We start from the raw sequence: 24,582 nt of genomic DNA, 5'->3' as shown, positions 1-24,582 counted from the left end.
GTACAAGCGGAAGGCCAACCATTTGGTATGCGTCTAAGCGTCTGCTTTTCGTCCTCATTGGCGTCGAAGCCGAGCGAGTGCTCCCCAAGGAATACGATATCGACACCCTCCAAGCTTGGACTGACGTCAACATTGAGAAGCGCGGGTTGAACTTGCCTAGGGTGGACGAACTGGAAGAATTCAATCCCGACACCATGTGACATTTACTGAAAAAGTCCCTCGATTGAGGGGCTTTTCTTTTTTCTATCCCTTGTGCGTTTTCTCATACCATTCCACGAATCCCAGCATGGCTTGCTGGAATGATGGCTTGAATTCGCCGTTTACGGGAATGTTTCGGTTGAGTGGCGTGGTCTTATAGTTTTCCGGTAAGGGTGTGGCGCACCATTCGGGTGGCATCCGGTCGGTGAATGGTTCCTCACAATCGTCGCTGAACATGAGTCCTACAGGCTTGCCGTTGAGGAGGATTGTTGCGTGGGGGCTGATTTGTCCTTTCGCCAACCGGTATTCGCCCCTCGACGTTTGCACTGGATAGTGGAAGGTTTCAGGTAGTCCTCCCCGCCGGTATTCGTCGCGTAATAGTCGAATCGGATTGTAGTAGCGTTCCAATGCGGGGTATGCCCATTCGCATCCGCTCCAACAGTCGCGTACTCTGTCCATTCCGTCCCAGTTTTCTTTTGGATTGGGTTGGATGCTGAGTTTGCGGTATCGGTCGGTTTGGCACCAGCGAGTGGGATTGTTCAGGGCATAGTTTGGCGTGGTTTGTTCGGCTAACCGTATGAGAGTGCTGAGGGCGCATGTGTCGTAATGTTGCTTGTCGTATCGTGCGGCAAGTTGATACGGGTCGGCGTCGTCTTTGTTGAATACGGGTTTCAACATGCGTAAATGTTCCTCCGTTACGGGAATATTAAGGTCGGCGGGTAAGCCCAACACTTCCATCCAACCTCCAAGCCTGTTCGTATCCCACTTGTAATCCTTGCAGTATTGCGCTTGCAACAGCCAAACCATCCAACGGCGCACATTCCGCATCAGTACGGGATGGGACGCGAATTCGAGAGGACGCCCCAGCATGTCATGATTCACATTATCCGGCGTGGTAATACTGGTTCGATTACCGTATCCGTCCACTGCCGTCACGACGATATTGTGTCCGGCGTCCACGGCCTTGAACATGTCGCTGATGTTGTCTTCCACGAACGTGGGCGGAATGAGACGCGGCTGGACTTGACCATTAATCGGCACGGAGAGCATCATTCACCATCCTCACTATTAGAGGTGAGTCGGGTTCGGAGTTCCCTCAACCGGCCTAACCGTTCCTCCACGGCCCGAATACGAACGTCAACCGCAGTCAACGTGTCACCATCCGGCTCAGACAACTCATACTTGCCGGACGACAATCGTTCCAGAAAACTGGTGGGAACATCCCATACCAATAATCGGAGTTTGTCGGGACTGAGATTCAACCCCGTATACAAGCCGGTTTTAGGCCACATGCCATCCACGAGAGCCACATTCGGCATCATGCGCGGCGGACGGTCGGGCTGATATTTTTCGACTAGGATTCGACCAGCGAACCAGATAATGTCGCTATCCTGCTTGGAGTACGCGTACAAGTAGTCGTAGGGGTCAATGGTTAGAGTGACACGCTTTTCAGCGTCCACTCCCTCATGCCACCAGAAATATTTGTCTAAAGCTTCGAACACCAGCCTTTCCACACGCATATCGAACGTCCAAGTCTTCAACTTGTCATCAAACGTTCCACCCAACGCGCGGGAGCGACGGGCGAACAACGGATTATACGGAGCCTTAACCTTCAAACGGACATCACTGCGAGTGACCGTAATATCATCGAAACCTGCCATGACAGTTTCCTTTCACTCAAACGGCATACTCTAACCAATACGCCGATAACCTCTAAAGCCCCACATGGGCGAAGTCCCGAGGAAGGAAATGCAAGTAAACCCAGTGTAACACCAAGCCGGGAAGAAAAACTAGCCGACAAGCATGCCGATGTGGAATACGATGCAATCCAAGCCGCACGAAATCTCATCCAAACGACTCTCCCGAGGAAGCGGAAGATTCTGCGCCACCATTTCTGCTAATTGGACGGCCTATCTTTTTCTCGTCCCATCCAAAGCTTCCAGCAGATTACGCCCCTCCACCACACAATCTGGAAAGTCCGGGATATCACGGGTGAAAAGCCAGCTTCCGCATTTCACAATGCCTCCGATACCACGCTTTCTCCCGAGCGCACAGTCCACGACGGTGAGTTAGACCCGACAGTGTGCTCTCATGGCTCGTCCAAGAATCCTGAACTGTCCGTAATCCCACATGCACGCCATCATATGAGCGGATAAGGTTACGCGCATGCCGTCGGCTTGCACGCAACGCCTTATGGTGCATGCGGATAAGAATACTGCCGTCATCCTGTACGCTGTATACGCGTTTCAGGAATGTGAGTTGACCGGTATGACAGTCCACTATGCGGGTCTTATGCTTGTTCAACCGCAATCCCAATTGGTTGACACGCCGCTCGTAACCGGCCAGCACACGTTCGGCCTGTTCACAATTCTCGCAGAAACAGTAGGCATCATCCATATACCGTCCGTAGAATCCTTGCGACATGCACCAGTGGTCAACCTTGTTCAAATACCAGATAGCCATGGTTTGGCTCGTCTGATTACCTAACCCTAAGTGAGGTTCGTCCAATACGAAGATTCTCAATACGGTTAGAATCCGTTCCACATCCTGCTTCTCCCGTCCGGTGCGGGCGATGCTCCGGTACAGGGTGGAAATCATATCGAACGCGCGTTGGGAACTGATACTGCCGAAATAGTTGGAACAGTCGAATATGACAGCATACGGATGCTCCCATTTACCCAAAGCTCGCTTATAGTGTAGTTCAAACCGTTTTCGGGCGAACGATGTTCCACGTTTCGGAAGGCTCGCCGCATTATCATATATCAGTTGGCTTTCCACGATGGGTACAAGACTGTTATCGCACAGAGCGCGTTGCACCACCCGGTCTCGGAATGAGACCGCGCTGATATGGCGAAGCTTGCCACGTTCGGAAATGTCGAATCGGATTGGCGCTCTCTTCTTGTATGTGCCGTCCTCCAATTCTTGGGCGAGTTTCCAACAGTTGACGGCACGCCTATTGTCGAAGTTCAACACTGTGTTTTTCCACGTGACGCCGCGTTTGCATTTTCTTGCGGCTTGGTAGAGCGCGTCGAATCCGAATGTTTGTTGGAAGTCGATGTAACGGTGGAGCTTCCTGTACTTATCGTCCGAGCGTTGTTGCAGTCTGCGTTGGCGTCTTCTACGTCTTTGACTCGCATTCACGATTTTAATGCTTCCTTCACTAGGGAAAGAGAAAAGAATGGTTGGGGGCAGGTCGTCGGCAACAACCCAAGACATGCAATGATGTTGGACGCCCAGCTTAAGGGGCGAGTATCCGTCGTTTCCGACAGTCTTAATATCTCCCTCAACCTAGTTCACACGCAACCCATTTTCGAGGGGTCGCGCATTCGACCATATCCCCTTCCCCTTCGGGAGGCTTTCACCTATTGGGCTACTGGCCTATCTGATGTTAGGTTCAGTAAGAGGAATCGGGGACAACGGAGTAGCGGTAGTTGGCATTGTTGTTGTTGCTGGGGTCGCCGTTCGAGTTCACTTGGAGGAAATTGTTGTTGTTGTTCGGGTTGGGCGAACGCTCCCACCAATTGTTGTTGTTAGCACCAAGAGGAGTGGAACCGGAAACGGTGTCACCATAGTTTGGATATGGCCGATTTTATTCAATTATATTTTAGGCTTGCGCCTAAGAATTCATTATAGTGTTCGTTTTCGACTCGGCGTTTTTAGCTTTCTTCAACTGGTCTCGCTCATACTTGACGGCTCCGGTGAACACGCCCATCGCCTTGTAGAGGGTTCCCGCATAGTTCACGAATTTCTTCTCCTTGACCACTGGATTGTATCTAGGGTCTCCTTCCGGATATTTCCTGTAGGCTTCCAAGTCTTTTTCCCGTGGAGGAAACTCCATCCAATCGTCCACAAGACCGGAGAGTGAGTTCAGCATGCCTTGGGCCTTGCACAACAGTTGCAGTTTCATCTCATGCTCTTCTACGGTGCTCGCATAAATGATGTCGGCACTGTAGGCGGATGAATACATTTCGTAGGCGATATGCATGACGTGCATCGTTTCAATATAATTACGGCTTTTAGGCCACTTGCGGAAAAGATTTCTGGTAGCCAAGAGCACGATTCTTGCCTGATTCGCATATTCGCTTTTGGCTTTAGTGCGTTTGCTTGCGGGGACTGTCATAAGACTCCTTTTTGTGTGAGATTTGAGTTTGGAGGGGTGGTGGGGATGAACCCCACCACCCGAGGATTGGGGATTAGAAGGAGAAAGCGGGGACAACGGAGTAGCGGCAGTCGGCATAGTCGCCGTAGCCGGGGTCGCCGTTCGAGTGCACTAGGAGGAAACCATTGCCGTCGTCCGGGCTGGGCGAACGCTCCCACCAATAGCCGCCGTCAGCACCAAGAGGAGTGGAACCGGAAACGGTCTTGTTGATGTTGGCAATCTTGCTATTGCTTGAATAATTATTCGACACCAAACCGTTCGCGGTACGGAAGAACTCGTATTGGGTTCCCTCCTGACTCCACGCTTGGAAACCATCATAGGTCTTCCAACCATTGTATAAGGTTGGTACGAGTTCACGGTAGGATACGAGCCACACCTTGTCAGCCGTGGCCGACGCGCTCGAACCGGGTGAATATCCGTAGCTCATGTTGTTGGTTTGTTTCAGCACGGTTGTGACATTAGTTTGGAAGTCCGTGGGGAATTGGTTCCAGATTTCCCCGTTGTTCATCCATTTGCGGAGGTTGCTGTCACGCCACCCGCCTTTGTTGGTGTAGCCGTCAGAAGAACACGCAATGGTGCTGTCATTGGGCATAGTTCCGTTCATGCAGTACGCTTTCGGTAACGCGTTCCACGCCATGAACGTCAAACCAGCCTTTTTACCGCTACCGTCGGCCTTGTCGTCGTGGAGGATGCCGATGAGTTTGAACGGCAGATTCGACCCGTCCGTTAGAGTGAGGGAACCTTGCGCGCCCTTGGTCAGGTTGTCTTCCATTTCCGCATAGTAGGAGCTTCCCTTGCCTTTCTCGCTCAAATCGTCGGCAATCTGTTTCAAACCCGCCGCGTTATAGCCCGCGTAGCAAACCTTGTCCACGCCAGTATTGCATTTGGCCGGTTCGGCGGCCACCGCACTACCGGTGAGGAATCCGCCGCAGACCGCGCTCACGATGGCGAGGGTGGCGAGGAGCCGCCGAACCAAATGGCGGCTCCCATGTGATTGTGTGGCGTGTTCGCCCATTCTTGTTCCTTTCACTGTTCCTTCTTTCGTAGGAGGATGATTGCCGTGACGAGTCCGCTGACGCTGACGAGCATGAGGAGCGGCAACAGCAATCCCATGCCCGTGTGCGGCATGGTCGCCAACCATGTTTCAGGTAGGACACCCGCATTCACATGCTCCTTGGTTGGAGCATCTTGGGTGAGGGTAATGGTCAGCTTGTTGTCTTCGTCCGTGTAAGCGTCCGAATCGGTGGAGCTTTCATCCGTCGCAGTAGTCTTGTCTCCCACATCCGGCGTGGTGAAGTCCCGGTGGTTCACTTTGGTGAATTGGATACGGTATTTGTTGCCGTTCGCGTCCAGACGTTCGAAAATGTACTTGCCATCCTTGTCGGTCTTGGTGGTTGCCAACTGTTTGCCGTTCTCGTCAGTCAGAATGACCGTTTGACCGGCGAAATGCGTGTTCTCACCTTCATCTTGAATGCCGTTCTTGTTGGTGTCCTCCCAATACAGGCCGCTGATGGAACCGAGTTTCTTCGCGGTGGTGGTTGGTGTGATGATGGTGCCGACTTGGTCGCAGGAATCCTCGTCAGATGTGCTGAACCAGTGTTGGCGTCCTTCCTCCGTATAGTCCGTGTCGGTGCGGCAGGTCGGATTGCCGGTCACATCATTCGTGTTGGCGTCCAGTTTCGTAGCGTCCGGAGTGTTCGGCTTGTTTTTGCCGCTTGCGTGCGGCGTGCCCGAGTATGGCGTGTGTTCGGAGTCGAACCATGCTTGGTTGAGAATGGTCTTCGTATGCTCTTTCACCCACGAGTCGATGTATGACTGGTCTTTGCCCGTCATGTCAGCGGTCTCACGGTCAACTGTGCCGGTGAAATGGTAGATGACGTAACCGCCCGGCTCAATCGAATATGGCAGATTGTAGGTGCGGGTAGTCAACCCATTCTCAGTGGTTTCGCTTGCGGGTTCGACAGGTACAGCGGTCGGGTCGGACGATACTGCCATACCTTTCAAACCGGTGGAACGCGCGCCACCCGTCTTACCGTCACCATACGGGTCGAAGCCCGCAATCATGACCTGTTTGCCGAGAATGAGCACGTCACGGTCGCCACCCGCCACGTCGGATGCGATGATGCCCGTATCGACTGGCGTGCCGATGATGTCCGTGTTGTTATCGGTCTTGCCGTTCGTCCAATACATGCCGTTGCCGGTCTTGCCGTTCGCCAATTGTCCGTCACCATTCCAGCCTGCGGCCCACAAGTGTTGGTTCTTGTCGATGGCGTACAAGGTCTGATAGCCGCCGCTGATGCGTGCGATGTCCTTCAGACTGGACACGTCGGGCGAATAGCCGTCGTAGTTCAGGGTGGCTACCAGTTGGACGGTGCCCGAATCGGTCAACGCGTATACTCGACCGAATGCGGCGGCCACCTGCATATAGCCGCTTCCCTTTGGGGTTAATGCGGTCGAAGCGCTCGCATACAGGCTTCCGCCGTTCTCGGTCAATGCGATGAACGAGTCCATGCTTGCGCTGACTTGCGTGGATGTGACGGAGCTAATCTGGGTCAGACTCGTGTAAGACTTGTCGTCAATGTTTCCCGTGGCCCACAGGGTTCCGTCGCTGGCGATGGCGACGGTGAACTGGTTGCCGCATGCCACGTCGGTGAACGTCTTATCCGAAGCGACTTCCGTCCATTCGAAACGATTGTCCGTATCACCCGTACCCAATTGGCCGCTACCATTCCAACCAGTCGTATACAGGTGGCCGTCCGTGCTGATGGCGGCGGAATGCTTGCCACCGGCGGCGACTTTCAGCCAACCACCGTTGACCATGGTCGGCTTGTTCACGTTCACCGGAGTCGCAGAATTCGTCGTGTCAGGCTTGAAACCAAGCTGACCATACTGGTTATTACCCCACGCATACAACAAGCCCTCATTCGTCAACACAAACTTATGGTCGCCACTCGTCGCAACCTGCTTCGCACCACCAGACTCGATGGAAACCGTACCGGCGGTAGCGGAAACATCATGCACATCAGCGCTCATACGGTCAGAAACGACACTGGACGTGTCAAAACGACTAGTGCCAGAATTCTGTACTTTGACATCCCAGTTGATAACGCATTTCGTATCGGTGCAACTGGTGCCGGTGACGGTTTTGTCCACGGTGGCTTTCGGGTCTGGCTTCGCATACCCGTAGTCCACGTTTTTCTGGTCGATGCCGATACCCAAGCTGATATTGTCGGATGTGTCTGTCGCGTTGGATTTGATTTTGTTCGACCAGCTTCGCGTGTTCGTCACGTTTTCGAGCTTGCCATAGTAGGTTTTGACCTGCGTCTGCACGCCATCACCCGTACTGGTGCCAGTGTTGCGTTTCACCGAAGTACGGTAGGTGCCGGAGTGGAGCAGGTTGAACTCGTAGTAGCCGTCCTTGTCGGTCTTCACCGTTTTGACGGTCGGCCAGCCGCCGCTTGAATCCTGCTTGCCGAGGGTGACTTCCACGCCTTCGATACGTTCCTCACTGTCACCGATGAGCGTGTTCTCATCCTTATCCCACCAGACGGTGCCGCTGATGCTACCGGCCACTACCTTCGCCACGTCAGGCCACGGCTGGTTGCCCGCCGGTTTGTCGGAAGCGTCGGAATAATAGTTACGGCCAAGCCACAGCGTGTACTTGTCGTCTTTCACATTGTCGTTCGGACTGAGGGTGATGGTGCCGTTCACGGCGCTGGTGGACATTTGCTCGTCGGATGCTACGACCTCGCTGGTCAGGCGGATGGCTGTGATTTTGGTCTTATCCTCGTCCGTCAACTGTTCCCATGTCTTCCATTCATAGTCGGCGGGATTGTCCGACTTTTTGCCTGTGGTGGTCGAATAGTAGACGGTCGTCTTAGTGGAATTATCCTTATTGACGGTGACAGGCTGGGTCAGCTTGTAGGAGCCGTGGTAGTCACTGTATCCACGGTCGTATTCCTCCAGCTTGTCCTGAACATACTTGTCGTCACCATTCATAGGAAAAAGTAGCATGCTGTCCATGGTGCCGGTGTGACCGCCACCCTTGCCGTACACGTTGAACTCCCACGCCAACGGGTCGTTGATTTCCGCCTTCGGGGTTTTCACTCGCATGATGCCACTGTTGGTTTCCGCATTGGAAACGGTGAACGGGACGCTCGCAATATTGCTCTTGATGGTCCGAGCCCGCAGTGCGCCGTTTTCGTCAACGTCCACGCTCATGCTTGCCGTGGCGGTCACGGTGCCGGTTGCGAGATTGGATACGGTGCCGCTGAAATGCAGGTCGGGCAGAGTGGCGGAGCCAATACGGTCAACTTCCGGCGTGACCTTGCCGGAGCGTGGAGTGAACACGAGATTGTCCCCAACCACGTTCATCTGCCAGAACGAATCATCACAGGTCGGATTATACAAGCCTTTAGGCTTAGGAACGGTGATGGTCGGCGTCATGCTTGTATTGGATAGGAGCACCGTCCTCAACTGTTCATTGACCGTATAGTCCGCGCGCATACCGGGTGTCAACACGCCGCTGTTGTCGTCGGCGGTAGCGCGGGTACTGTCGTACACTTGGTTGCCTTCACCGTCGTAGGCTTTCAGATCGATTCCGATAGTGGTGGTGGGGTCCACTGGTTTGGCAATCCACACCCAGTCATTGACGCTTTCCTTATCGTTCCCGGTGAGCCATGCTGTCAGAGTGTCCGAAGCACGCACGTTGCCGTTCGACACGTCCGCGATGGCTAGGGTGTCGAATGTGACTTGGACGGGTGGCGCGTTCTGTCCCAACGTCAACGTGTCGGGGTTGAGAATCACCCGCACTTTGGTTACGTTCGGAGCGTCCGCATCCGATGGTTCGCCGTCATGCCAAGTGTTCTTGCTGTCGCACCATTGGAACTTGTAGTCGGCTAGCGGGGTGCCGCCTTGGGTGACGGTCAGACTACCGTCCCACTTCATTTGCGTGTTATCCCAAGAGTCCTGCATGGTCGGAGTCGTGTTCTTCAACTGGCTTTCGGTCACGTTCGCCGCATACATTTCCAATATGGTTTTGACCTGCGTGCCACGGGACACGGTGTCACCCGAACCGTCAGAGTAATAGTGGTAGACGTCGGCCTTGCCCTCAGCGTCCTTGAACAGCAGGTTCTCCTTGTCGAACATGGTCTTGGACGCAGTGTTAGGCCGTTGCAATCCCTTGCCGAACACTGGAATCTTGCCAGCCGGAGTCGGCTTCGTACGTTGGATGATGGCCCGTGACCAGTCATTGTTCGCGTACGGATAGCCGACGCGGGCACCCGTATCCTTGTTGTAGGTGCTCTTGTCCCGTCCAATGTTCCAGCCGGGTTCGCCGCCCTTGCCCATGTTCAACAGTGCGCCGCCGTTATCGTCTTTGACGCTGAACACGGTTTCGTCGGGAACAAGGTGGACATCGTAATATTTGACGTCTCCTTCTTTCATGTTTTTGAGCGCGTCGGTTCCGGCGGGAATCCTGTAGCTGATTGTCGCCGCCGCACCGTTTTTGCCACTGGATACGGTCAAATACTGTTCTTTATCACTGTTACGGGTAATCCGCTGACCGCCTACAGTCCACACGGTGCCCTGCGGGAAGTCGGAAATATCCACTTTGGTAGTCCAATCGATGCTGGTGGACGCGCCCTTCGTGGACGAATAACCCGGATAGGTCAACGCGTCGGCACGAATAGTGAAATCGCCGGTCGCGTCGGTGTTCTGACTCCAATAAGTACGATGCTCATACGAGTATTGTCCTTTCACCGGATTGCCACCATTGTCAATGACCAAGTCAGCCGCCGGAGCGGATACTACAGTCAGCTCATCCGTACGATACGTGGTTGACGTTCCACCTTCGCGGGCGACGACGATTTTCGGAATCTGACCCGGCTTGACCAAGCCTCCCGTATCCAATGCTTTCAGATAGAAGGTTTGGGTCATGGTTTCCACGCCACCGGCTGGAATCGTGTAGGAGCAGGAGCCGTCACTGTTTTTCTTCGCGGTGACGAGTTGTCCCGGCTGGCAGAAGCCACCACCGTCAGCAGTCTGCAAATACGGTGCGTCGTCCAAGTCGAACTTCACGTTGATGGTGCGTTTGCCCGCCGCGTTGAAGTTCAACGTCAATGAATATTCGACCGTATCACCGGATGCGACCACGCCATCGGTAGGGGAATCATCGCCCGTGGCGAACCCGTTCTTCGAATTCACGAACGTTTGAGAACTCGTGCCATGCCCCGTACCGTCGGCTTTCTTAACGATTTTCGCAGTAGCATACGCGGGTTTCAACTCGTCCGCATGCGCTGTCGGAGAAGCCACCGGATTGGTCATGCATGTCAGGCCGGATGCCAGTGTGGCGATTGCGGCCAATAATGCTACCGGATGTGCCACATGCTTTTTGAGAATACTCATTAGTGTTCCTTCTTTGCGTGGTTTTTTCTACGGATGATGAGAATGGTGATGATGATTACCGCAAGCCAGAAGCCGCCGACGTACAGTATGAGCCATTGGTTCGTGTGGTCTTTCGGCGCGTTTTCGGGTTTGGGTGCGGGGTGTGGCATGCTGGCGCGCGTGCCGGTCACTAGGAGTCGCTTGTTGTTGATGCCGTATGGCGTGCAGGTTAGGAGTGTGGCGAGGTCTTTTCCTGTGACGATTTTCAGTTTAGAAAAGTCGGACGGGTCTACCACATTGATGCTCGTGACCTTGTAGGCGAGCGTATGTCCGGCGGTTATCAGATAGAAGACGTCACCTTTTTTGGCTTCACTGCCGAAGCCGCGTAGCTTGTCGAACATGAGCTGGTCGGCCAAACCCGTATGCGCGGATATGACAGTATGCGTGTTCTTGCCGCCGACGGGGAGACTGGAACCGTATAAGTGTCCGGCTCCAGCGGCCAACACGTTTTGCGACGTGCCATGCCGGATGGGCAGGTTGATGCCCAAGCGTGGATATTTGATGGTAGCCATGACCCCATCCTTGGGGGTGGATAGTTGCTTCCGATACGTGTTGTCCGTTTCGGACTTGTTGACGCCCGTCCAAGGGTCTTCCGCCTCACCAAGAATGGGCTGACCCTCCTCGTATAGGCGTTGATTGTAGGCTTTCGCGTCCGCATACTCTTGGGCGATTCGTTTCACGTCAGTGTTTTCCACGGCTTGCGCGTGGGAGTCAGTCAACCGGTTGGATTGGCTGCTATTCGAAATCATGAGGATGAATGGGATGGTTCCGGACAGGGCGGATAGGATTAGGCAGAGGAGTCCCGCTATGGCTCGATTTCCCAAGCCTTTCGGTTTCGCCGTATGTTTTCCCAAAACCCCTCCCATGCGGTTATAAAGAATCTAAAAGGTGGCGTGTCGATATTTGGGTTCCCGACACGCCAAGCGGAACATTTCATGCTTTTCCAGCCGTCAAACGGTCAGAAAAGTTTTCTCATACGACTCTCACGCCTTGCGACGAAGCAGCAGGGCGGAAGCGCCAGCCAACAGGACGGTCATCACGCCGAAGATGGACAGCCAGACCGCACCGGTCTTCGGCATGTCGGCAATGTTACGGGCGTTGATGACGGTCACACCCAGATGGTCGGCGTTCTCGGAAGCCAGATTGTTGGCGTCCTTATCGAACTGACTGAGCGTGTAGGAGCCGTTCGATTGGTTCACCTTGATGGTCAGGGTGAACTGCGGCAGGATGGAGCCATTGAACGGACTCTTTGTCTCCTTGACCGTGTACTTGCCGTCGAGACCAGTCAGAGTGAGCACGCCATTGCTAGTAGCGACGCTGGTGACGGTGTCGGTGGTGCCGGTGCTCTCGGTCAGGTCGGCCTTACGGTACGTATTGTCGTTCACCTTGATGAACTTGACCGGAGTGGCGGTCTGGTTGCCCTCGTACACCTTGAACTCAGCTCCGGCGAGCGGCGCGTTGTTCGTGTCGTGCTTGGTGAGGGTGAACTTGCCGACGTACACCTTGTCGGTCTGGCCCGGAGTGGTCTTATGGTCGGTGACAGTGTTCGGGTTGTGGGAGTATTCGACGTTGTTGGTGTTGGTGTCGGCGGTGCCGGAGACGGCGTTCTTGTTCACATACATGTCGTAAGTGACTTTGACGGCGGCATCGACCGGGAACTTGGCTTTCATCGCCACGATGTCGGATGCGGTGGTGGAGTCACCGGTGGTCGGAGCGAAGATGATGTGGAACTTGCCATCCTCAGTAGTGACCTTGTAATCGGTGTCGCGGATGAGGGTCTTACCGTCCACGGTCACGACCATGTTGTCCTTGGCCGCGTCATAGGTCAGGCCCTTGGAATACGTATCGTTGATGGCGTAATAGTACTTGTCGTAGCCAGTCCAGTTCGGCACTTTGCTGGTCATTTCGAAGCTGACCTTCTTGCCGATAGCGGTTTCGGCGGTCGCGCCACTGTTTTCGACGGTGCCGTTTTCGGCGGCGGTAATCTTCTTCGTGACGGTGGTGCTGTGTACCTTATAGTTCACGGTGCCCAGTGTGTAGGTCTTGGCGCCGTTCTTCAACATAGTCTTGCCGTCGATGCCAGTGCCGTTGAACATGACGATGGATGCCTCGCCCTTGACGGTGGTGTCCACTACCGCATATACGCCCGGACGGACGGATGCGGTCATGTGCTGGGCGTCGGCGCCCTTGGCGAACGCGGTGCCCTTGTCGCCGGTGACGGCGGTCTCGTTCTTCAACTGGTCGAGGAAGTCACGAAGCTTGCCAGCCCACGGACTGTTCTCGGAATCAAGCAAGTTCTGTACGACCCACACCATCGGATTGGACGCATTATAGTCGTATCCGGCAGTCTGGTCTTTCTTGGACTTGGTGTCGATATTGGCTTTAGTCAATGCGTCAGCGATAGCAGAAGCCTTGCCCGCGTCAATCAAGTCAAAGCCAGTAATATTAGTACCATCAGTCTGCGCATACGAATAGTAGGCGAGCGGCACAGCCTTCAACGTGCGATTGCTGATATCACCATTAGCAGTGACGGTCAACGTCTGACGAGCAGCCGCACCAAGCTTGGATGCGTCAACACGAGCATCAGCCGCCATGGCGGAGCCGACTCCAGCCAAACCCATGGCACCGGCCACAAGCGTGGCGACCGTTGCCTTCAACAGGTTTTTGGTTTTCACCTTTGTTTTCCTTTCCTTACTAGACCCGGCGCGCGTTCATTCATCGAACGGGGTCAATATCGGATTACATTCCTAATATACCGCACACACCCCATTAAAAACCTTCGAAAAGGACTCTTTCAGCCTTTGAAAAATAAAGGAGGGCATGGCTTCCCATACCCTCCAACATGCCCCTGAGCAGGTTAGTTTCCGGACTGTTCGGAACCTTTCCCACCTAGTGCGGAACCGGCGGCATGACCGGCCACCATACTGTTCAGTATGGCTTTCAAATCGATGCCCAAGGATTGAGACAATCCCTCACTCAACTGGCTCACACTGTTCACCGTGTCGCCCACGAGCTTCGTGCTGTTTCCGTCGCCATACATGGTGATGTGGTCTACCTTGGTGAGCGGTTCGGCGGCGGCTCGAACCATGTCGGGGAGAATCTGAATGTACTGTTGGGCGAGGATGTACGTGTTGTTCATCGAGTTGTACGCCTCGCCCTGAGCGCGGATTGCCTCCGCCTCGCCCACGCCCTTGGCCTGTGCGGCGGAGCCTTCAGCCTTGCCTTTGACCTCGGTCGCGTGCGCGTCCGCGTCGGCGGTGGATTGGGTGGCCTGAGCCTCCTGCTGGCGTAGATACAGTTCCGCATCCGCATGCTTGCGGGTCGTGTACACTTGCGCGTCGGCCTGCTGTTCGGCGGCGTATCTGTCGGCGTCGGCCTTCTTGCGGATGGTCGCGTTCAGTTTTTGCTCTTCGATTTCGGCGTTCTTCTGTTCGAGGACTGCCTTCTTTTCGGCGGCGGCGATTTCCGCCTCCTGCTCCTTGACCTTGAGGGTCTTGGACTGTTCGGCGGCGGTGATGCCCTTCACCGCGTCAGCCTCGGCCTGCGCCTTGTCGGAGATGGATTGGAGTTCGGCTCGTTTCAGGTCGAGCTGGTTCTGACGGACGGCCACATCCTGTTCCGCGTTGATGGACGCGAGCTTCGCATTCCGGCTGATTTCGGCGGCCATTTCAGCGCCCATGTTGGCGATGACGTTCTGACGGTCGGTGAAGTCTTGAATGTTGAACGTGGTCAATTGAAGGCCAAGCCGTTCCATGTCCACGCGGGCGGATTCGGCCACGGTCGCAGCGAACGTGTCCCTGTTCTCCATGAGCTCCTTCAACTCGGTCTTGCCGATGACCTCGCGCAGCTTGCCCAAAAGCACCTGCGTCACGTCCTTCTCCATGCGCTCCTTGGACTGGTTCAGATAGTTCTTGGCGGCGTTCTCCAACGCCTTCACCTGTTTACCGTTCTCGTCCACGGTCATGGTCTCGGATGCTATCTGGAAGTTCGCGACGGCGTTCACGTCGATGAGGATTGCGTCCTTCGTCGGAATCGGCGTGTCGGTTCTCAGGAGCGACTGCACCGCTCCGAGGGAGAGCCAGTCCACGCGCATGATGAACGGTATGATGAACGCGCTTCCGCCGGAGACGAAGCGTCGTCCGCCCGGCCCGGTGATGACCATGACTCGGTCGGCGGGGCAGACCTTGTAGCTTGCGGTTGCGAGCAGGATGATGAGTATCGCCACTGCCGCGACGATTATCAATGTTGTTGGCATTGACTTTTTCCTTTCTTTTTTGTGGGAGTGCCCACTATGATAGAACTTGTTTCAGAACTCGTTTTCGAAGTCTGCGGCCATGTCCGCGAATTTGGAGCATTCGCCCATGAACGCGAGATTGAACGTTTCGGTAGGCCCGTTGCGATGTTTGGCGAGAATCACGTCGGCTTCGCCCGGACGTTCCTCACGGTCGTAGTATTCGGGACGATGCACGAGGAACACCATGTCGGCGTCCTGTTCGATGGAACCGGACTCTCTCAGGTCGGACAGTTCCGGCTTCTTGTCGGCACGCTGTTCCGCATTACGGTTCAACTGGGAGAGCACGACCACGGGGCATTGCAGTTCCTTGGCGAGCATTTTGCATTGGCGGGAGAAGTTCGACACTTCCTGCTGACGGTTCTCGACGGTTTTACCGGAGGACATGAGTTGCAGGTAGTCGATGACGATAAGCTTCAACCCGTTGACCTTGCGGCTGAGAGCACGGCATTTCGCACGGATGGTGCTCATGTTGATGATGGCGGAATCGTCAACCCACAATGGTGCCTTCTCGACCTGATGGCAGAGCGCGTTGAGTTTGTTCCAATCATTCGAGTTCAGATTCTCGGGATGTTGGAACGATGCGAGACGGATGCCTGTTTCGGCTGCGAACATGCGTTGCATGAGTTCGTGACCGCCCATTTCCAGACTGAAAATCACAGTCGGCAGACCCTTGTGCAGTGCGGCGTTACGCGCGAAATCCATGCCGAGAGTACTCTTGCCCATGCCCGGACGGCCCGCGACTATGACCATTTGTCCGGCTTGCAATCCGTGCGTCAACGCGTCGATGTCACGGAAGCCGGTGGGTGTTCCGAACTCGTTCGGATTCTGTGACATTTCATCCAACTGTTGGAGCATTTCGTCGGACAGGCGGTATGCGGTCTTCAACTCGTCGTCTTCGGAACGGCTTGAATCCTCCAACGAGAACGCGGCCTCCAACGATTTGCTGAGCACATCTTCGGCTGACGCGTCGGATACGTTGCTCATCTGTTGCAACTGCTGTCCGACCATGTTGATGTGGCGGAGGATGGCCGCGTCACGAATCTGCTTGATGAAATAGTCACTGTTGTTCGACGTGGGCGCGGAGCCGACAAGCTGGGCGATGTAGTCGATGCCGCCGACCTGTTCCAACTGTCCGTTGTCCATCATGTGCGAGGACAGCATTTGCGCGTCCACACGGTTATTGTCTGCGGCCAGTTCCTTTATATTATGGAAGATGGTCTGGTTGGTCGGCTGGTAGAAGTCCTCTTCGGAAAGTTGGCTGATGACCTTGTCCAACGTTTCCGCGTCTTGAAGCATGGCCCCCAACAATACTTGTTCGGCCATGTCCTTGTGGATTGGTGTGGGGACGCTCACTTGTCGTTGTTCTCCTTCTTGCCGGTGTTGGTCTGATTCTTGTTCAACGTCTCATACAGGCGGTGTTCCGTTTGCCAACGTTTGACACGGGATTTGCTGGGATGGTTGACCCACCGGTATACGCAACGTTCTATGCGCTTGTATCCGAGGACTTCCGGTCCGAGATTGTGACTGCGGAATATCTCCGAGGGACGTTCCCCTTGCAGATATCGGAGGGTCACTTCGTCTTGGAATTGGGTGGTGAAGATTACCCACCATCCGTGCTTGTTTTTCAAGACGTTGACGACTTCCGGCCGTCTTCCCAAGGCCAAAGCCTCGTCTGCGGTCAGAAGCTTCGCCGGGGATGTGTTCGGTTTTTTCGGTTTTTCGACCATGCTTTTGTTCGTCCTTTCCAAGGTCAGATTGCGTCCGGGAACTGTTCGTTCGGAGAGAATTTGAGGAGTTTCACAGTCGCTCCCTCACGCCATTTGTTCCACGCTTTGATGGTGATTCCGACGATGCGTCGGCGGGTTGGACGGTCGCTGTGCGCTCCACGCTTATTGATATCGAACAGCGTGTTGCGGAGTACGAGAATGGGGCTTCCCTCGTCAAGGTTAGCGCCGGAGGCGAGCATGTCGAAGAACCGTTCGCACGCCTCACCGTCGATTTCGTTGAACGTCCAGTAGAGGAGCGCGGCCATGCTGGTGGACATGAGATGATTGCTTTTCGTGTAGAACGTGCTGGCCTGTCGTAGCGTATCCTCCAATTGCGGAGTGCTTTCGATGAACGTCAGCAGTTCATTTCGGGTCGGTGACATGTTGTTGACGCATGCGGCTTCCACACCCAACTGTTCGCTCAGATAGATGGAACGGGCCACGGTGGAAAGCTGTTTGGCGTTGTTACGGCCTTTCAGTTCGAGCACGTTAGCCATGGTGCGGACCTTGCCCGCATCCATGGTCTCCTGCGTGTCTTCGGGCAGTCCGCGAATGACCAGAGTGCGGAACGGAACACCGGATTCGACGCATGCGAGGAGCCTGTGCTGTCCGTCCAACAAGCGTCCCGTGTTGCTGAATTTGATGGCTTCGCCGTTCATTTTCCAAGCCTTCTGCGCCATGGTTCGGGCGAACAGTTCGACCTGTGTGCGGCTCACGTTGCGGTTGTTGGTGTTCACGCCGAGCATTTCCTTGGCAACGTCCGGTGTGATGGTTTCGACCCGTCCGGTGATGCTGTCCCAATCGTATTCGTCGGTTTCACTGGCGTAGGATGGCGTGGCCTTGGGTGCTGGCTCTTCCGGTTTCAAATGGATGAGCAACGTGGTTTTCGGAGCGCCGGAATGCCGTCTGATTTCGGTTTTCGGTGGTTTCACTTCGACCGTCTCGTACTGTTCGGATTCCTCGACCTGATTCATGGCGAACGCGAACGCGGTCATGGTGAACGCGAGCATGAACCTGTCCACGCTTCGTTTCGGAGGGAACTGTTTCATTCCGTCGATGATGCGGGTGGCGTCCGAATGGGTGATGTATGGGCAGTGGTTCACAACCGTGTCCAGTCCGCCCTCGTATTCCTTATGGGTGAGGAAGACGAATGGTGCGAGGGGAGTACGCGCCTGTGCCATTCCCTTGAAGCATTGGCCGACCTCATTGTAGATTTCACCAACCTGACGGTAACGTGAAACAGTGTCGATGCCGTACTCGTCCACGGGGTTCGTGTACTCGTATTCGTTGTTTTTGAAGATGCGTTCGTTGTATCGGCTGGCCTCACGCATTCCGGAGCAACGTCCGAAACCGAGCGTGGTTCCGCTGCTTTTCGTACCGTCAGTCCGTTTCAGATTGTCTTTGCTCAGCCAGTAGGCTTCCATATCCGCGATGAATGTTTTCGCCGCGACTTTCTTGGTGAGGTTCCGTCCGGTCATACGGGCGAAGTATTCTCCTTCGACGCCGGTGAGGACTGGCAGTCCGGTTCCGACGAACAGATTATCAGGCAGTAGGCCGTACCATTCGGGGTTGATTTCATGGTCGCTCATGTAGGAGAGAATCCGTCCCACGCTGTCACGGTCGATGAACACTGTCCGCGCGTTGGCGAATGAGTCAACGTCGAGATTCAACGCCTTGCATGTCGGGAGGAGGTCTTTCTGAATCATGGTCATGAACCGTGGTTCGGTTTTGATGTCTTTGTTAGGCATGGTTTCCTTCCTTCAATCGTTTCAGCATCCGGTAGGTTTTGGGGGCGCAACCGGATGGATTGTGTTCCTCTTTCCGATACTGTTTTTCGAGTTCGCTCCAATGGTCGATGATGGTTTTCCAATCGTCCGACACGTCGCGCATGAGACTCAGATAGGCACGTGCGACTGGCACCATGTCGAACATTCCGAGTATCCGACGTAGGTCTCCGGGGTCTTTCGGAGTGTCCTCGCAACCATGTTCGCGCGTGCCGTTCACGGTCATTGTGATTCCGGTGAGCCGTTGGACGATGGCGAGCGAGCTGAGGCCCACGTCACCGTTGGCGAGCCATGCGGCGAACAGTTCCAACGGAAGTCTGGGACTGTCCGTCATGCCGTCGGAGGCTGGGTTGAGGTTGGCAACGAGCCTGTTCTTCGGAACGTCCGCGATGATGTCCGGCTGGGTTTCGGAGTCTGGTATTCGACCGTAGACGAGATGGTTGTTGACGAGTATGGACGGTTGTCGGCCACCATATACGCCGATGGTGCAAACGGTGTCTTCGACCATGGTTCACGCTTCCATCCAGTGGATGCTTTCGTTGAGGAAGTCTCTGATTTTGCGGAGGGTTTCTATATCGTTGACGACGACGCTGGTCGCGGTGTCGCTGTCGGTGATGGTGAACATGAGTTCCTTGCCGAAGCTGGGGGATTGGAGGATTGTGAGCTTGTTGGTTCCCTCGTTGCCGACGATTTGGAGTGCGGATGTGTTGCCGTTGTCGTATTTGGTTGCGCTCATTGTTTCTGTGGTCTTTTCCGTTCCTGTGGAATGTTTTGTGTGGGCGAGGTCAGCTTAACACACTAGGTGGGGGTATGCAAGCGTTCGGGGATTCGCGGTCGGATGATTTGCGTTCGACCATACCCTTTGTTATACTGGAATCGTCCACAAAAAAGGGAGTCGCACACCTCCCCAACACGCCAGAACAAAAAGAAGAAACCATGAGCAAACAGACGGAAAACAACATCAACCTGACACTGACACTCATCACAATCGTCAGCGCATTCCTCATGTGGAGACAGGATTACGGCCACGTGGTAATGGCAATCACCAGCATCACATTCCTACTCAGCTCCACCGCACTGTTCGCTCACTTCATCAAGAAACTCGACGCCTAAAAACAAAAAAGGAATGCCCCAGCCCGAACGGACTGGGGCATAGGCATGTTCGCAAGAACGAAGGAAACCAATGGACGATAAAAACAACACCGAACGAGAGCCGAGAACCGAAGTGGAACGACTCCTGTTCAAGAACGAACGCATGCAGGACGCGCTGCTCGACCTCAAGGACACCATGAGCAGAATGATTGGCGAAGGCCGACTGCCAAACGACGACGAGGTACACCAATGGTTTGAGGGAATCGACCGCAAACTCGAACACGAGGCCGCTGACCGTGAGGTGTTGCTGTTCAACCATGGGGCCATGACCACAGTGCTCCCGAAGTCCACTGAACGATACCAACCCGACCTTCAAGTCCGATATCAGGAAATTCTCACCACATGCAACAAAGCGTATGCGGACGCCGACTACAAATATTGGATTGGCCGTTTCCAACAGGCCGGACTCTGACCTGAAAAACGCAATCCGAGCACAGTGGACAACACTGAAAGGAGTATTCGGACAGGACAATGCCGGAAACCATACAGACATACCATCCAACGTTCGAGAAGGCCAAGAAGCTCTTCAATCTGCGTAAAAGATTGTGGGAGATAGCCGACGGTAAAAGCGACGGAACAATCTCATATGAGGAGGCGAACCATCTCGCCGTGGACGCGGTGGCGACCGCCAACGGAGGAATGCCACGCGCCACGAGCGGCCCCATGGTAAGACTCTGCAAGCTTTGCACCAACGGTTGGATTCGTGAAGCGGCAAACGAGATGGGCTTGGTTTACCCGGACTTGGACAGCCCGGAACGGTGGGGCAAACATCGAGACCATAGCCGTAAAAAGGAAAGGAAGGCAACGGTTTGAGCGGCAACGGATTCGGCAAGGAAGGCATAAGCAGAACAGCCATTCCGGCACGCCCATACGCCAAGGATATGGCTACCATCAACCGTCTGATAGCAAGGTTGCAAACCATTTCGGACGATAAGGCCAAAGGGAAAATCACATTCCAACAGGCGAACAAGAAGGCTGTGGAAGCAATCCACAAGGCACGGAACACCAAGTCGAAGTCCCTGCAACGCAAGCCATTAGATTATTTAGAACGTATCTGCGAGAACGGTTGGATTCGGGAAGCTGTGCGAAAGATTCCCGAACTGTACCCGTATCTCGACCATCCAGATTTGTGGCTTCGTAAAGGCGTCTGATGTATTCCAAAGAGCAGATATGTTGCATGGTTTCTCTCATAATATTGTCGGCGTTGAGCTTGACCGCGCTGGTGCATTACGCTCGACTGTCGATAGGAAGAATGAGTCGGATGCCTGACGAGAAATCCCGTTCAGACCTGTTCAACTATCGGCTGATGACCGTCGTGTCACTGCTGGTGTTGTCGGTTTCGGTGGGTTCCATCATCGTCTATGGTTCCTCTCTCAAATAGAGATTGGAAGACTGCCGTATTTATATTTCCTTCTACTTCCCAAACATTGACCATAACGTTTATTGACAAGAATCATTTTCAGAAAGCAGGAAGGTCAGTATGTTAAACAGCACGGAAATGCTTCGACTGGTCAGAGCTGCATGCAACGGAGACCATTTGAAACTGTCCCAGCAAATCGACTTGCTGGCCGACTCGGTGGAGAAAGCCAAGCCGACCGCTTACACCACGAATCTACGTCGGCTGGCGGAGTCGGAACGCGAGAAGGGTCTGGCCGTCAACACGAATCTGACACCGGCTGACTGGTTGACCGAACCGTTGCTCCCACCGGACGGTACTCATAAGCCTGTGTGGGATAAGACCGTGCGGAAACTGTTGGACGGACTGGTTGCCGAGTATAAGAAACTGGATGTTCTGACAGCGCATAATCTCGCTCCCCGTAATCGAATCATACTCACTGGAGCGCCCGGTACGGGTAAGACCACCTTTGCTTCCATCCTGTCGGAGAGGCTTGGACTGGACGGTGTTATTCTTCGTGCAGACCGTGTTATCAGCAGTCAGCTCGGTAAGACGTTAACCAATATCGCCTTGGTGTTCGACCGGCTCCACATGGAACGAAAGCTCCTGTTCATAGACGAATGTGACATGCTTCTTGCCCGACGCGACAACTCCCATGACGTTGCCGAAATGCGTCGAGCCACCAATCTCGTACTCCAGAAATTCGACACGCTACCAGATGATTGCATTCTCGTCTGCGCCACCAACATGAGCAGTCTTATAGACCGTGCCGCATGGCGTAGGTTCGACGTCCGGGTTCATATGACACTACCGGACAAGGCGACTTCAAGACTCATCATCATGCGCCGACTCAAGGAGTTGAACATCCAAGCCGACGTTCAACCGCTCGACATCGACATAGAAGATGTTAGTCCGGCCCTGCTTGTCCAAACCGTGGACAATCTGGCCCGCAAGACTTTGATTTCCGGTTCGGAAACCATTCCGACCGACCTGTTCGTCAATGCTTTCAACTCTCTGAAGATGGAGGTTTCCAACCAGTGAACCGTGACGGATACAAGTTCGATATCAATGTCCGCAGAAACGGTTTCATGTCATATCTGTGGAGCGCCGAAGTGGAAGATGAAGGATTCTTCACTCCCATTGCGAACGGTACTGCCCACACTCTCAACGGCGGCAAGAAAGCCGCTATGAAACAAGCGAGAAAGTGGGCGCAACACCAGCTCGCCCACCCCAGTGAAAAGGAAAGGTGGGCGGAATGTGCGACGATGAGCAACACCAAAACCAGACACCGGCGAAGTCACTGAAACGTTCCGGAAGGCAACCGAAACTATCCGACGTCGTCATGCTCGACCGGGGTTGTCAACTGTGGATTCGTGAAGCCCGTAAAGGGAACATCACTGACACGTCGAAGACCTTGGAGAAGATTCGGTATCAGCTTCGATTGGAACGTCGTGTGGCCGGACAATCCGGTTCTGGACTTCGTAGACCTGTGGGTAGGGATAAAAAACCCGATACGGATGGGAACGGTTCAAAGCCGGATAGGAAAGACTTATAACCTATAAGGGTGCCGGTTGACGATGCTGTCAACCGGCACCTTTTGGTATCCGACCTCACAATACTGGGGGTATCATTGTGTTATCGACGGAACCACACGCCCGTCATTTTTATAAGGAGACACAATGAACGAAGGAACCTATGGGCTGGAGACCCTGAAAGCCGACTATCATACGATACTCGGCTACGATATCGGCTATCTCACCGCGGAATCCTATCCGCTGTTCGCACCCTATCGTGCGAAAACCAAGAACAGTTTCTCCGGTAGAGTACCGAGACTGTTAAGCATAATCATCACCACTCTCATCAACACGCCAAGCCGCGAATGGGATGCGGAAACCCGCACGCTCACCATCGGTGACGACTTCTTCTTCCTCGCCAACAAATGCGGGTTGAACAGTGGAGGAGACGGACGCACTACCGTCCGGAACCAGCTTCTCATGCTCTCGTCAATCCAGTTCACCGGAGCGGACGGAGTCAAAGTCACGCCGGTCGAACACACCGAAATCACCGCCGACAGTCTCACTATCGAGCATCGGAAAATCACGTTCACGGAACCGTTCGTAAAAATGATGACAAGGAACGTCCGGCAGATGCCGTTGAAGTGTCTGTACCCCAACGCGGGTAGCGCCATAGCGATAGACCTGCTCGTATTGGCGGCATTGTATTGTCCGAACGACCATAGGCTCATCATCGAACGGGCAGACCTTCCATCACTGCTTCCAGCAAGCAGGCAAAGCCTCTCCAAGCAGAATCTTCTAAATAGATTCAAGGAGTTGAACGACAGTCAGAACGAGTGGACGTATCGTATAACGAAATACAGCGTGACCATCAGCCCGTTCGGAGTGTACTCGTCCGAAGACGCTTTGAGATTACGTCGCAGACAATAGTCCAAGCTTGAAAAGAGGGGAGCCGACCGTAAGGCCGACTCCCCTCAATGATGTCGGAATGGGAACTCAGATTTTCAGCTCATCGATAACGGAAAGGTCAACACCGTCACCCCAATTATCGACAATCTTGCTCAGGTTCTTACGCATTCCGGCAGGAGACTGGTCGTCAACTGGACGGCCGAAATTCTTCTCCGGCGCGACCGCGTTCAGCACGGAGAACAGCAGGTTGGTCATATCCTTGCCCTGCGCGAACACCAACGTCACCTCTGCGGCAATCATGCCCGGCTCGGCTGTAGCCAACCCTTCCAACGCGGACGCGAACTCGGAGATTCGACGTTGGTTCTTCGGCTCGGTCAATACGTCCAGCACTGCTTCCGGAGTGCTCTTCTTCGTATCGGTCAACGCCTTGGCAAGAGAAACCACACGCTCGTCATCCAACGATTTGACAAGAGGAATCAGCTTCTTGCCGAACTGTTCCTCGATGTGCGGCATGGTCTTTTCACGCGGTTTGCGATTGGAACGGCCCTTACCTTTCCCCTTCGGCTTGTCTTCGGTTTCAGTGGACTCAGCGTCCACGTTCATGTCCTCACCATCAGCCGGTGCGGACACGTCAGCGACAGGTTCCGAACTCTCCTGATTAAGAGAATCGGATTCCGTCTGCGACTCCTCGACAGAAGACTGCTCCGGTTCAGCATAATTGTCGGAACCGTAACCATTGTCCTGCTCCGACTGCTGGTTGTTGTTGAATCCCCAATTGGTGAAGTCTGGCATCATACCTTCTTTCGTCATATCCAGCGAACACTCCGGTCGTACAGGCTGTTAACAGTCGGAACGAGGTGTTCTGTATTTTCAATTTACGAGTGTAACGCCCGACGGCATCCCTAAACAGGGAAAACGGGAAAAACAATTCCCCGCGCCGCCCGCGCCGGTAGTTCCAACAGAAAA

Annotated in this window: 22 protein-coding genes; 7 read left to right on the top strand and 15 right to left on the bottom strand. The window is 54.3% G+C overall.

Translation table 11 applies throughout. The features are described from left to right. Positions 1 to 243: 243 nt before the first annotated feature. The 14 genes from KSX58_RS05740 to KSX58_RS05675 all read right to left on the bottom strand — a co-directional run bounded on the left by KSX58_RS05740 (position 244) and on the right by KSX58_RS05675 (position 19,381). Positions 244 to 1,251: a hypothetical protein gene (locus KSX58_RS05740; RefSeq protein WP_217735917.1), complete on the bottom strand. Its 1,008-nt coding sequence runs from the start codon at positions 1,249 to 1,251 to the stop codon at positions 244 to 246. After that, positions 1,248 to 1,859 (bottom strand): hypothetical protein, encoded by a 612-nt coding sequence (locus tag KSX58_RS05735; RefSeq protein WP_217735916.1) that lies wholly within the window; start codon positions 1,857 to 1,859, stop codon positions 1,248 to 1,250. Before KSX58_RS05735 ends, KSX58_RS05740 begins: the two co-directional genes overlap by 4 nt. Positions 1,860 to 2,184: 325 nt before the next feature. Next, positions 2,185 to 3,339 (bottom strand): reverse transcriptase domain-containing protein, encoded by a 1,155-nt coding sequence (locus KSX58_RS05730; protein WP_217735915.1) that lies wholly within the window; start codon positions 3,337 to 3,339, stop codon positions 2,185 to 2,187. Positions 3,340 to 3,814: 475 nt separating this feature from the next. Then, positions 3,815 to 4,318: a hypothetical protein gene (locus KSX58_RS05725; RefSeq protein WP_217735914.1), complete on the bottom strand. Its 504-nt coding sequence runs from the start codon at positions 4,316 to 4,318 to the stop codon at positions 3,815 to 3,817. Between the two features lie 73 nt (positions 4,319 to 4,391). Further along, positions 4,392 to 5,372, bottom strand: a complete 981-nt coding sequence (locus tag KSX58_RS05720; protein ID WP_217735913.1) for a DUF6273 domain-containing protein — start codon at positions 5,370 to 5,372, stop codon at positions 4,392 to 4,394. Positions 5,373 to 5,383: 11 nt separating this feature from the next. Further along, on the bottom strand, positions 5,384 to 10,762 hold the full coding sequence (locus tag KSX58_RS05715) for an SdrD B-like domain-containing protein (RefSeq protein WP_217735912.1): 5,379 nt from the start codon (positions 10,760 to 10,762) through the stop codon (positions 5,384 to 5,386). Next, on the bottom strand, positions 10,762 to 11,667 hold the full coding sequence (locus KSX58_RS05710) for a class C sortase (protein ID WP_273700925.1): 906 nt from the start codon (positions 11,665 to 11,667) through the stop codon (positions 10,762 to 10,764). The genes KSX58_RS05715 and KSX58_RS05710 overlap by 1 nt, the downstream gene beginning before the upstream one ends. A gap of 117 nt (positions 11,668 to 11,784) precedes the next feature. After that, positions 11,785 to 13,476 carry an isopeptide-forming domain-containing fimbrial protein gene (locus tag KSX58_RS10610; protein WP_217735910.1) on the bottom strand — a complete coding sequence of 564 codons (1,692 nt, stop codon included), beginning with the start codon at positions 13,474 to 13,476 and terminating at the stop codon, positions 11,785 to 11,787. 182 nt (positions 13,477 to 13,658) lie between these two features. Continuing rightward, positions 13,659 to 15,056 (bottom strand): flotillin family protein, encoded by a 1,398-nt coding sequence (locus tag KSX58_RS05700; protein WP_217735909.1) that lies wholly within the window; start codon positions 15,054 to 15,056, stop codon positions 13,659 to 13,661. A 51-nt stretch (positions 15,057 to 15,107) separates the two neighbouring features. Next, positions 15,108 to 16,448 carry a replicative DNA helicase gene (dnaB, locus tag KSX58_RS05695; protein ID WP_237976443.1) on the bottom strand — a complete coding sequence of 447 codons (1,341 nt, stop codon included), beginning with the start codon at positions 16,446 to 16,448 and terminating at the stop codon, positions 15,108 to 15,110. Beyond that, positions 16,445 to 16,822: a hypothetical protein gene (locus KSX58_RS05690; RefSeq protein WP_217735908.1), complete on the bottom strand. Its 378-nt coding sequence runs from the start codon at positions 16,820 to 16,822 to the stop codon at positions 16,445 to 16,447. Before KSX58_RS05690 ends, dnaB begins: the two co-directional genes overlap by 4 nt. A gap of 23 nt (positions 16,823 to 16,845) precedes the next feature. After that, positions 16,846 to 18,609 (bottom strand): hypothetical protein, encoded by a 1,764-nt coding sequence (locus KSX58_RS10445; RefSeq protein WP_237976442.1) that lies wholly within the window; start codon positions 18,607 to 18,609, stop codon positions 16,846 to 16,848. Further along, positions 18,602 to 19,153, bottom strand: coding sequence for a hypothetical protein (locus tag KSX58_RS05680; RefSeq protein ID WP_217735907.1), 552 nt, complete (start codon positions 19,151 to 19,153; stop codon positions 18,602 to 18,604). Before KSX58_RS05680 ends, KSX58_RS10445 begins: the two co-directional genes overlap by 8 nt. Before the next feature lie 3 nt (positions 19,154 to 19,156). Next, complete coding sequence (locus tag KSX58_RS05675; RefSeq protein WP_217735906.1) at positions 19,157 to 19,381, bottom strand: hypothetical protein; 225 nt, start codon at positions 19,379 to 19,381, stop codon at positions 19,157 to 19,159. Positions 19,382 to 19,581: 200 nt separating this feature from the next. On the opposite strand from KSX58_RS05675, the gene KSX58_RS05670 reads away from it, so the two are divergent. The 7 genes from KSX58_RS05670 to KSX58_RS05640 all read left to right on the top strand — a co-directional run bounded on the left by KSX58_RS05670 (position 19,582) and on the right by KSX58_RS05640 (position 23,637). After that, a complete protein-coding gene (locus KSX58_RS05670) occupies positions 19,582 to 19,758 on the top strand; it encodes a hypothetical protein (protein ID WP_217735905.1) in 177 nt (58 codons plus the stop codon). 70 nt (positions 19,759 to 19,828) lie between these two features. Then, positions 19,829 to 20,209 carry a hypothetical protein gene (locus KSX58_RS05665; RefSeq protein ID WP_085393548.1) on the top strand — a complete coding sequence of 127 codons (381 nt, stop codon included), beginning with the start codon at positions 19,829 to 19,831 and terminating at the stop codon, positions 20,207 to 20,209. Between the two features lie 59 nt (positions 20,210 to 20,268). Beyond that, on the top strand, positions 20,269 to 20,610 hold the full coding sequence (locus KSX58_RS05660) for a hypothetical protein (protein WP_217735904.1): 342 nt from the start codon (positions 20,269 to 20,271) through the stop codon (positions 20,608 to 20,610). Then, positions 20,607 to 20,948: a hypothetical protein gene (locus KSX58_RS05655; protein ID WP_217735903.1), complete on the top strand. Its 342-nt coding sequence runs from the start codon at positions 20,607 to 20,609 to the stop codon at positions 20,946 to 20,948. Before KSX58_RS05660 ends, KSX58_RS05655 begins: the two co-directional genes overlap by 4 nt. Positions 20,949 to 21,277: 329 nt before the next feature. Further along, the gene (locus tag KSX58_RS05650) at positions 21,278 to 22,234 is read left to right on the top strand and encodes an AAA family ATPase (RefSeq protein ID WP_217735902.1); all 957 of its coding nucleotides are present in this window, start codon (positions 21,278 to 21,280) and stop codon (positions 22,232 to 22,234) included. Beyond that, positions 22,231 to 22,497: a hypothetical protein gene (locus KSX58_RS05645; RefSeq protein ID WP_085393544.1), complete on the top strand. Its 267-nt coding sequence runs from the start codon at positions 22,231 to 22,233 to the stop codon at positions 22,495 to 22,497. Before KSX58_RS05650 ends, KSX58_RS05645 begins: the two co-directional genes overlap by 4 nt. Before the next feature lie 375 nt (positions 22,498 to 22,872). Then, the gene (locus KSX58_RS05640; RefSeq protein WP_085393543.1) at positions 22,873 to 23,637 is read left to right on the top strand and encodes a hypothetical protein; all 765 of its coding nucleotides are present in this window, start codon (positions 22,873 to 22,875) and stop codon (positions 23,635 to 23,637) included. Positions 23,638 to 23,703: 66 nt separating this feature from the next. Here KSX58_RS05640 and KSX58_RS05635 read toward each other — a convergent pair whose 3' ends face one another. Next, positions 23,704 to 24,426, bottom strand: a complete 723-nt coding sequence (locus KSX58_RS05635; protein ID WP_217735901.1) for a hypothetical protein — start codon at positions 24,424 to 24,426, stop codon at positions 23,704 to 23,706. Between the last annotated feature and the right edge of the window lie 156 nt (positions 24,427 to 24,582).

It is taken from the genome of Bifidobacterium sp. MSK.17.10, assembly GCF_019129655.1.
GTDB classification, from domain to species: Bacteria; Actinomycetota; Actinomycetes; order Actinomycetales; family Bifidobacteriaceae; genus Bifidobacterium; species Bifidobacterium adolescentis.
The sequence above is the reverse complement of the archived record's forward strand: the minus strand, read 5'-3'. Positions and strand labels throughout refer to the sequence as shown.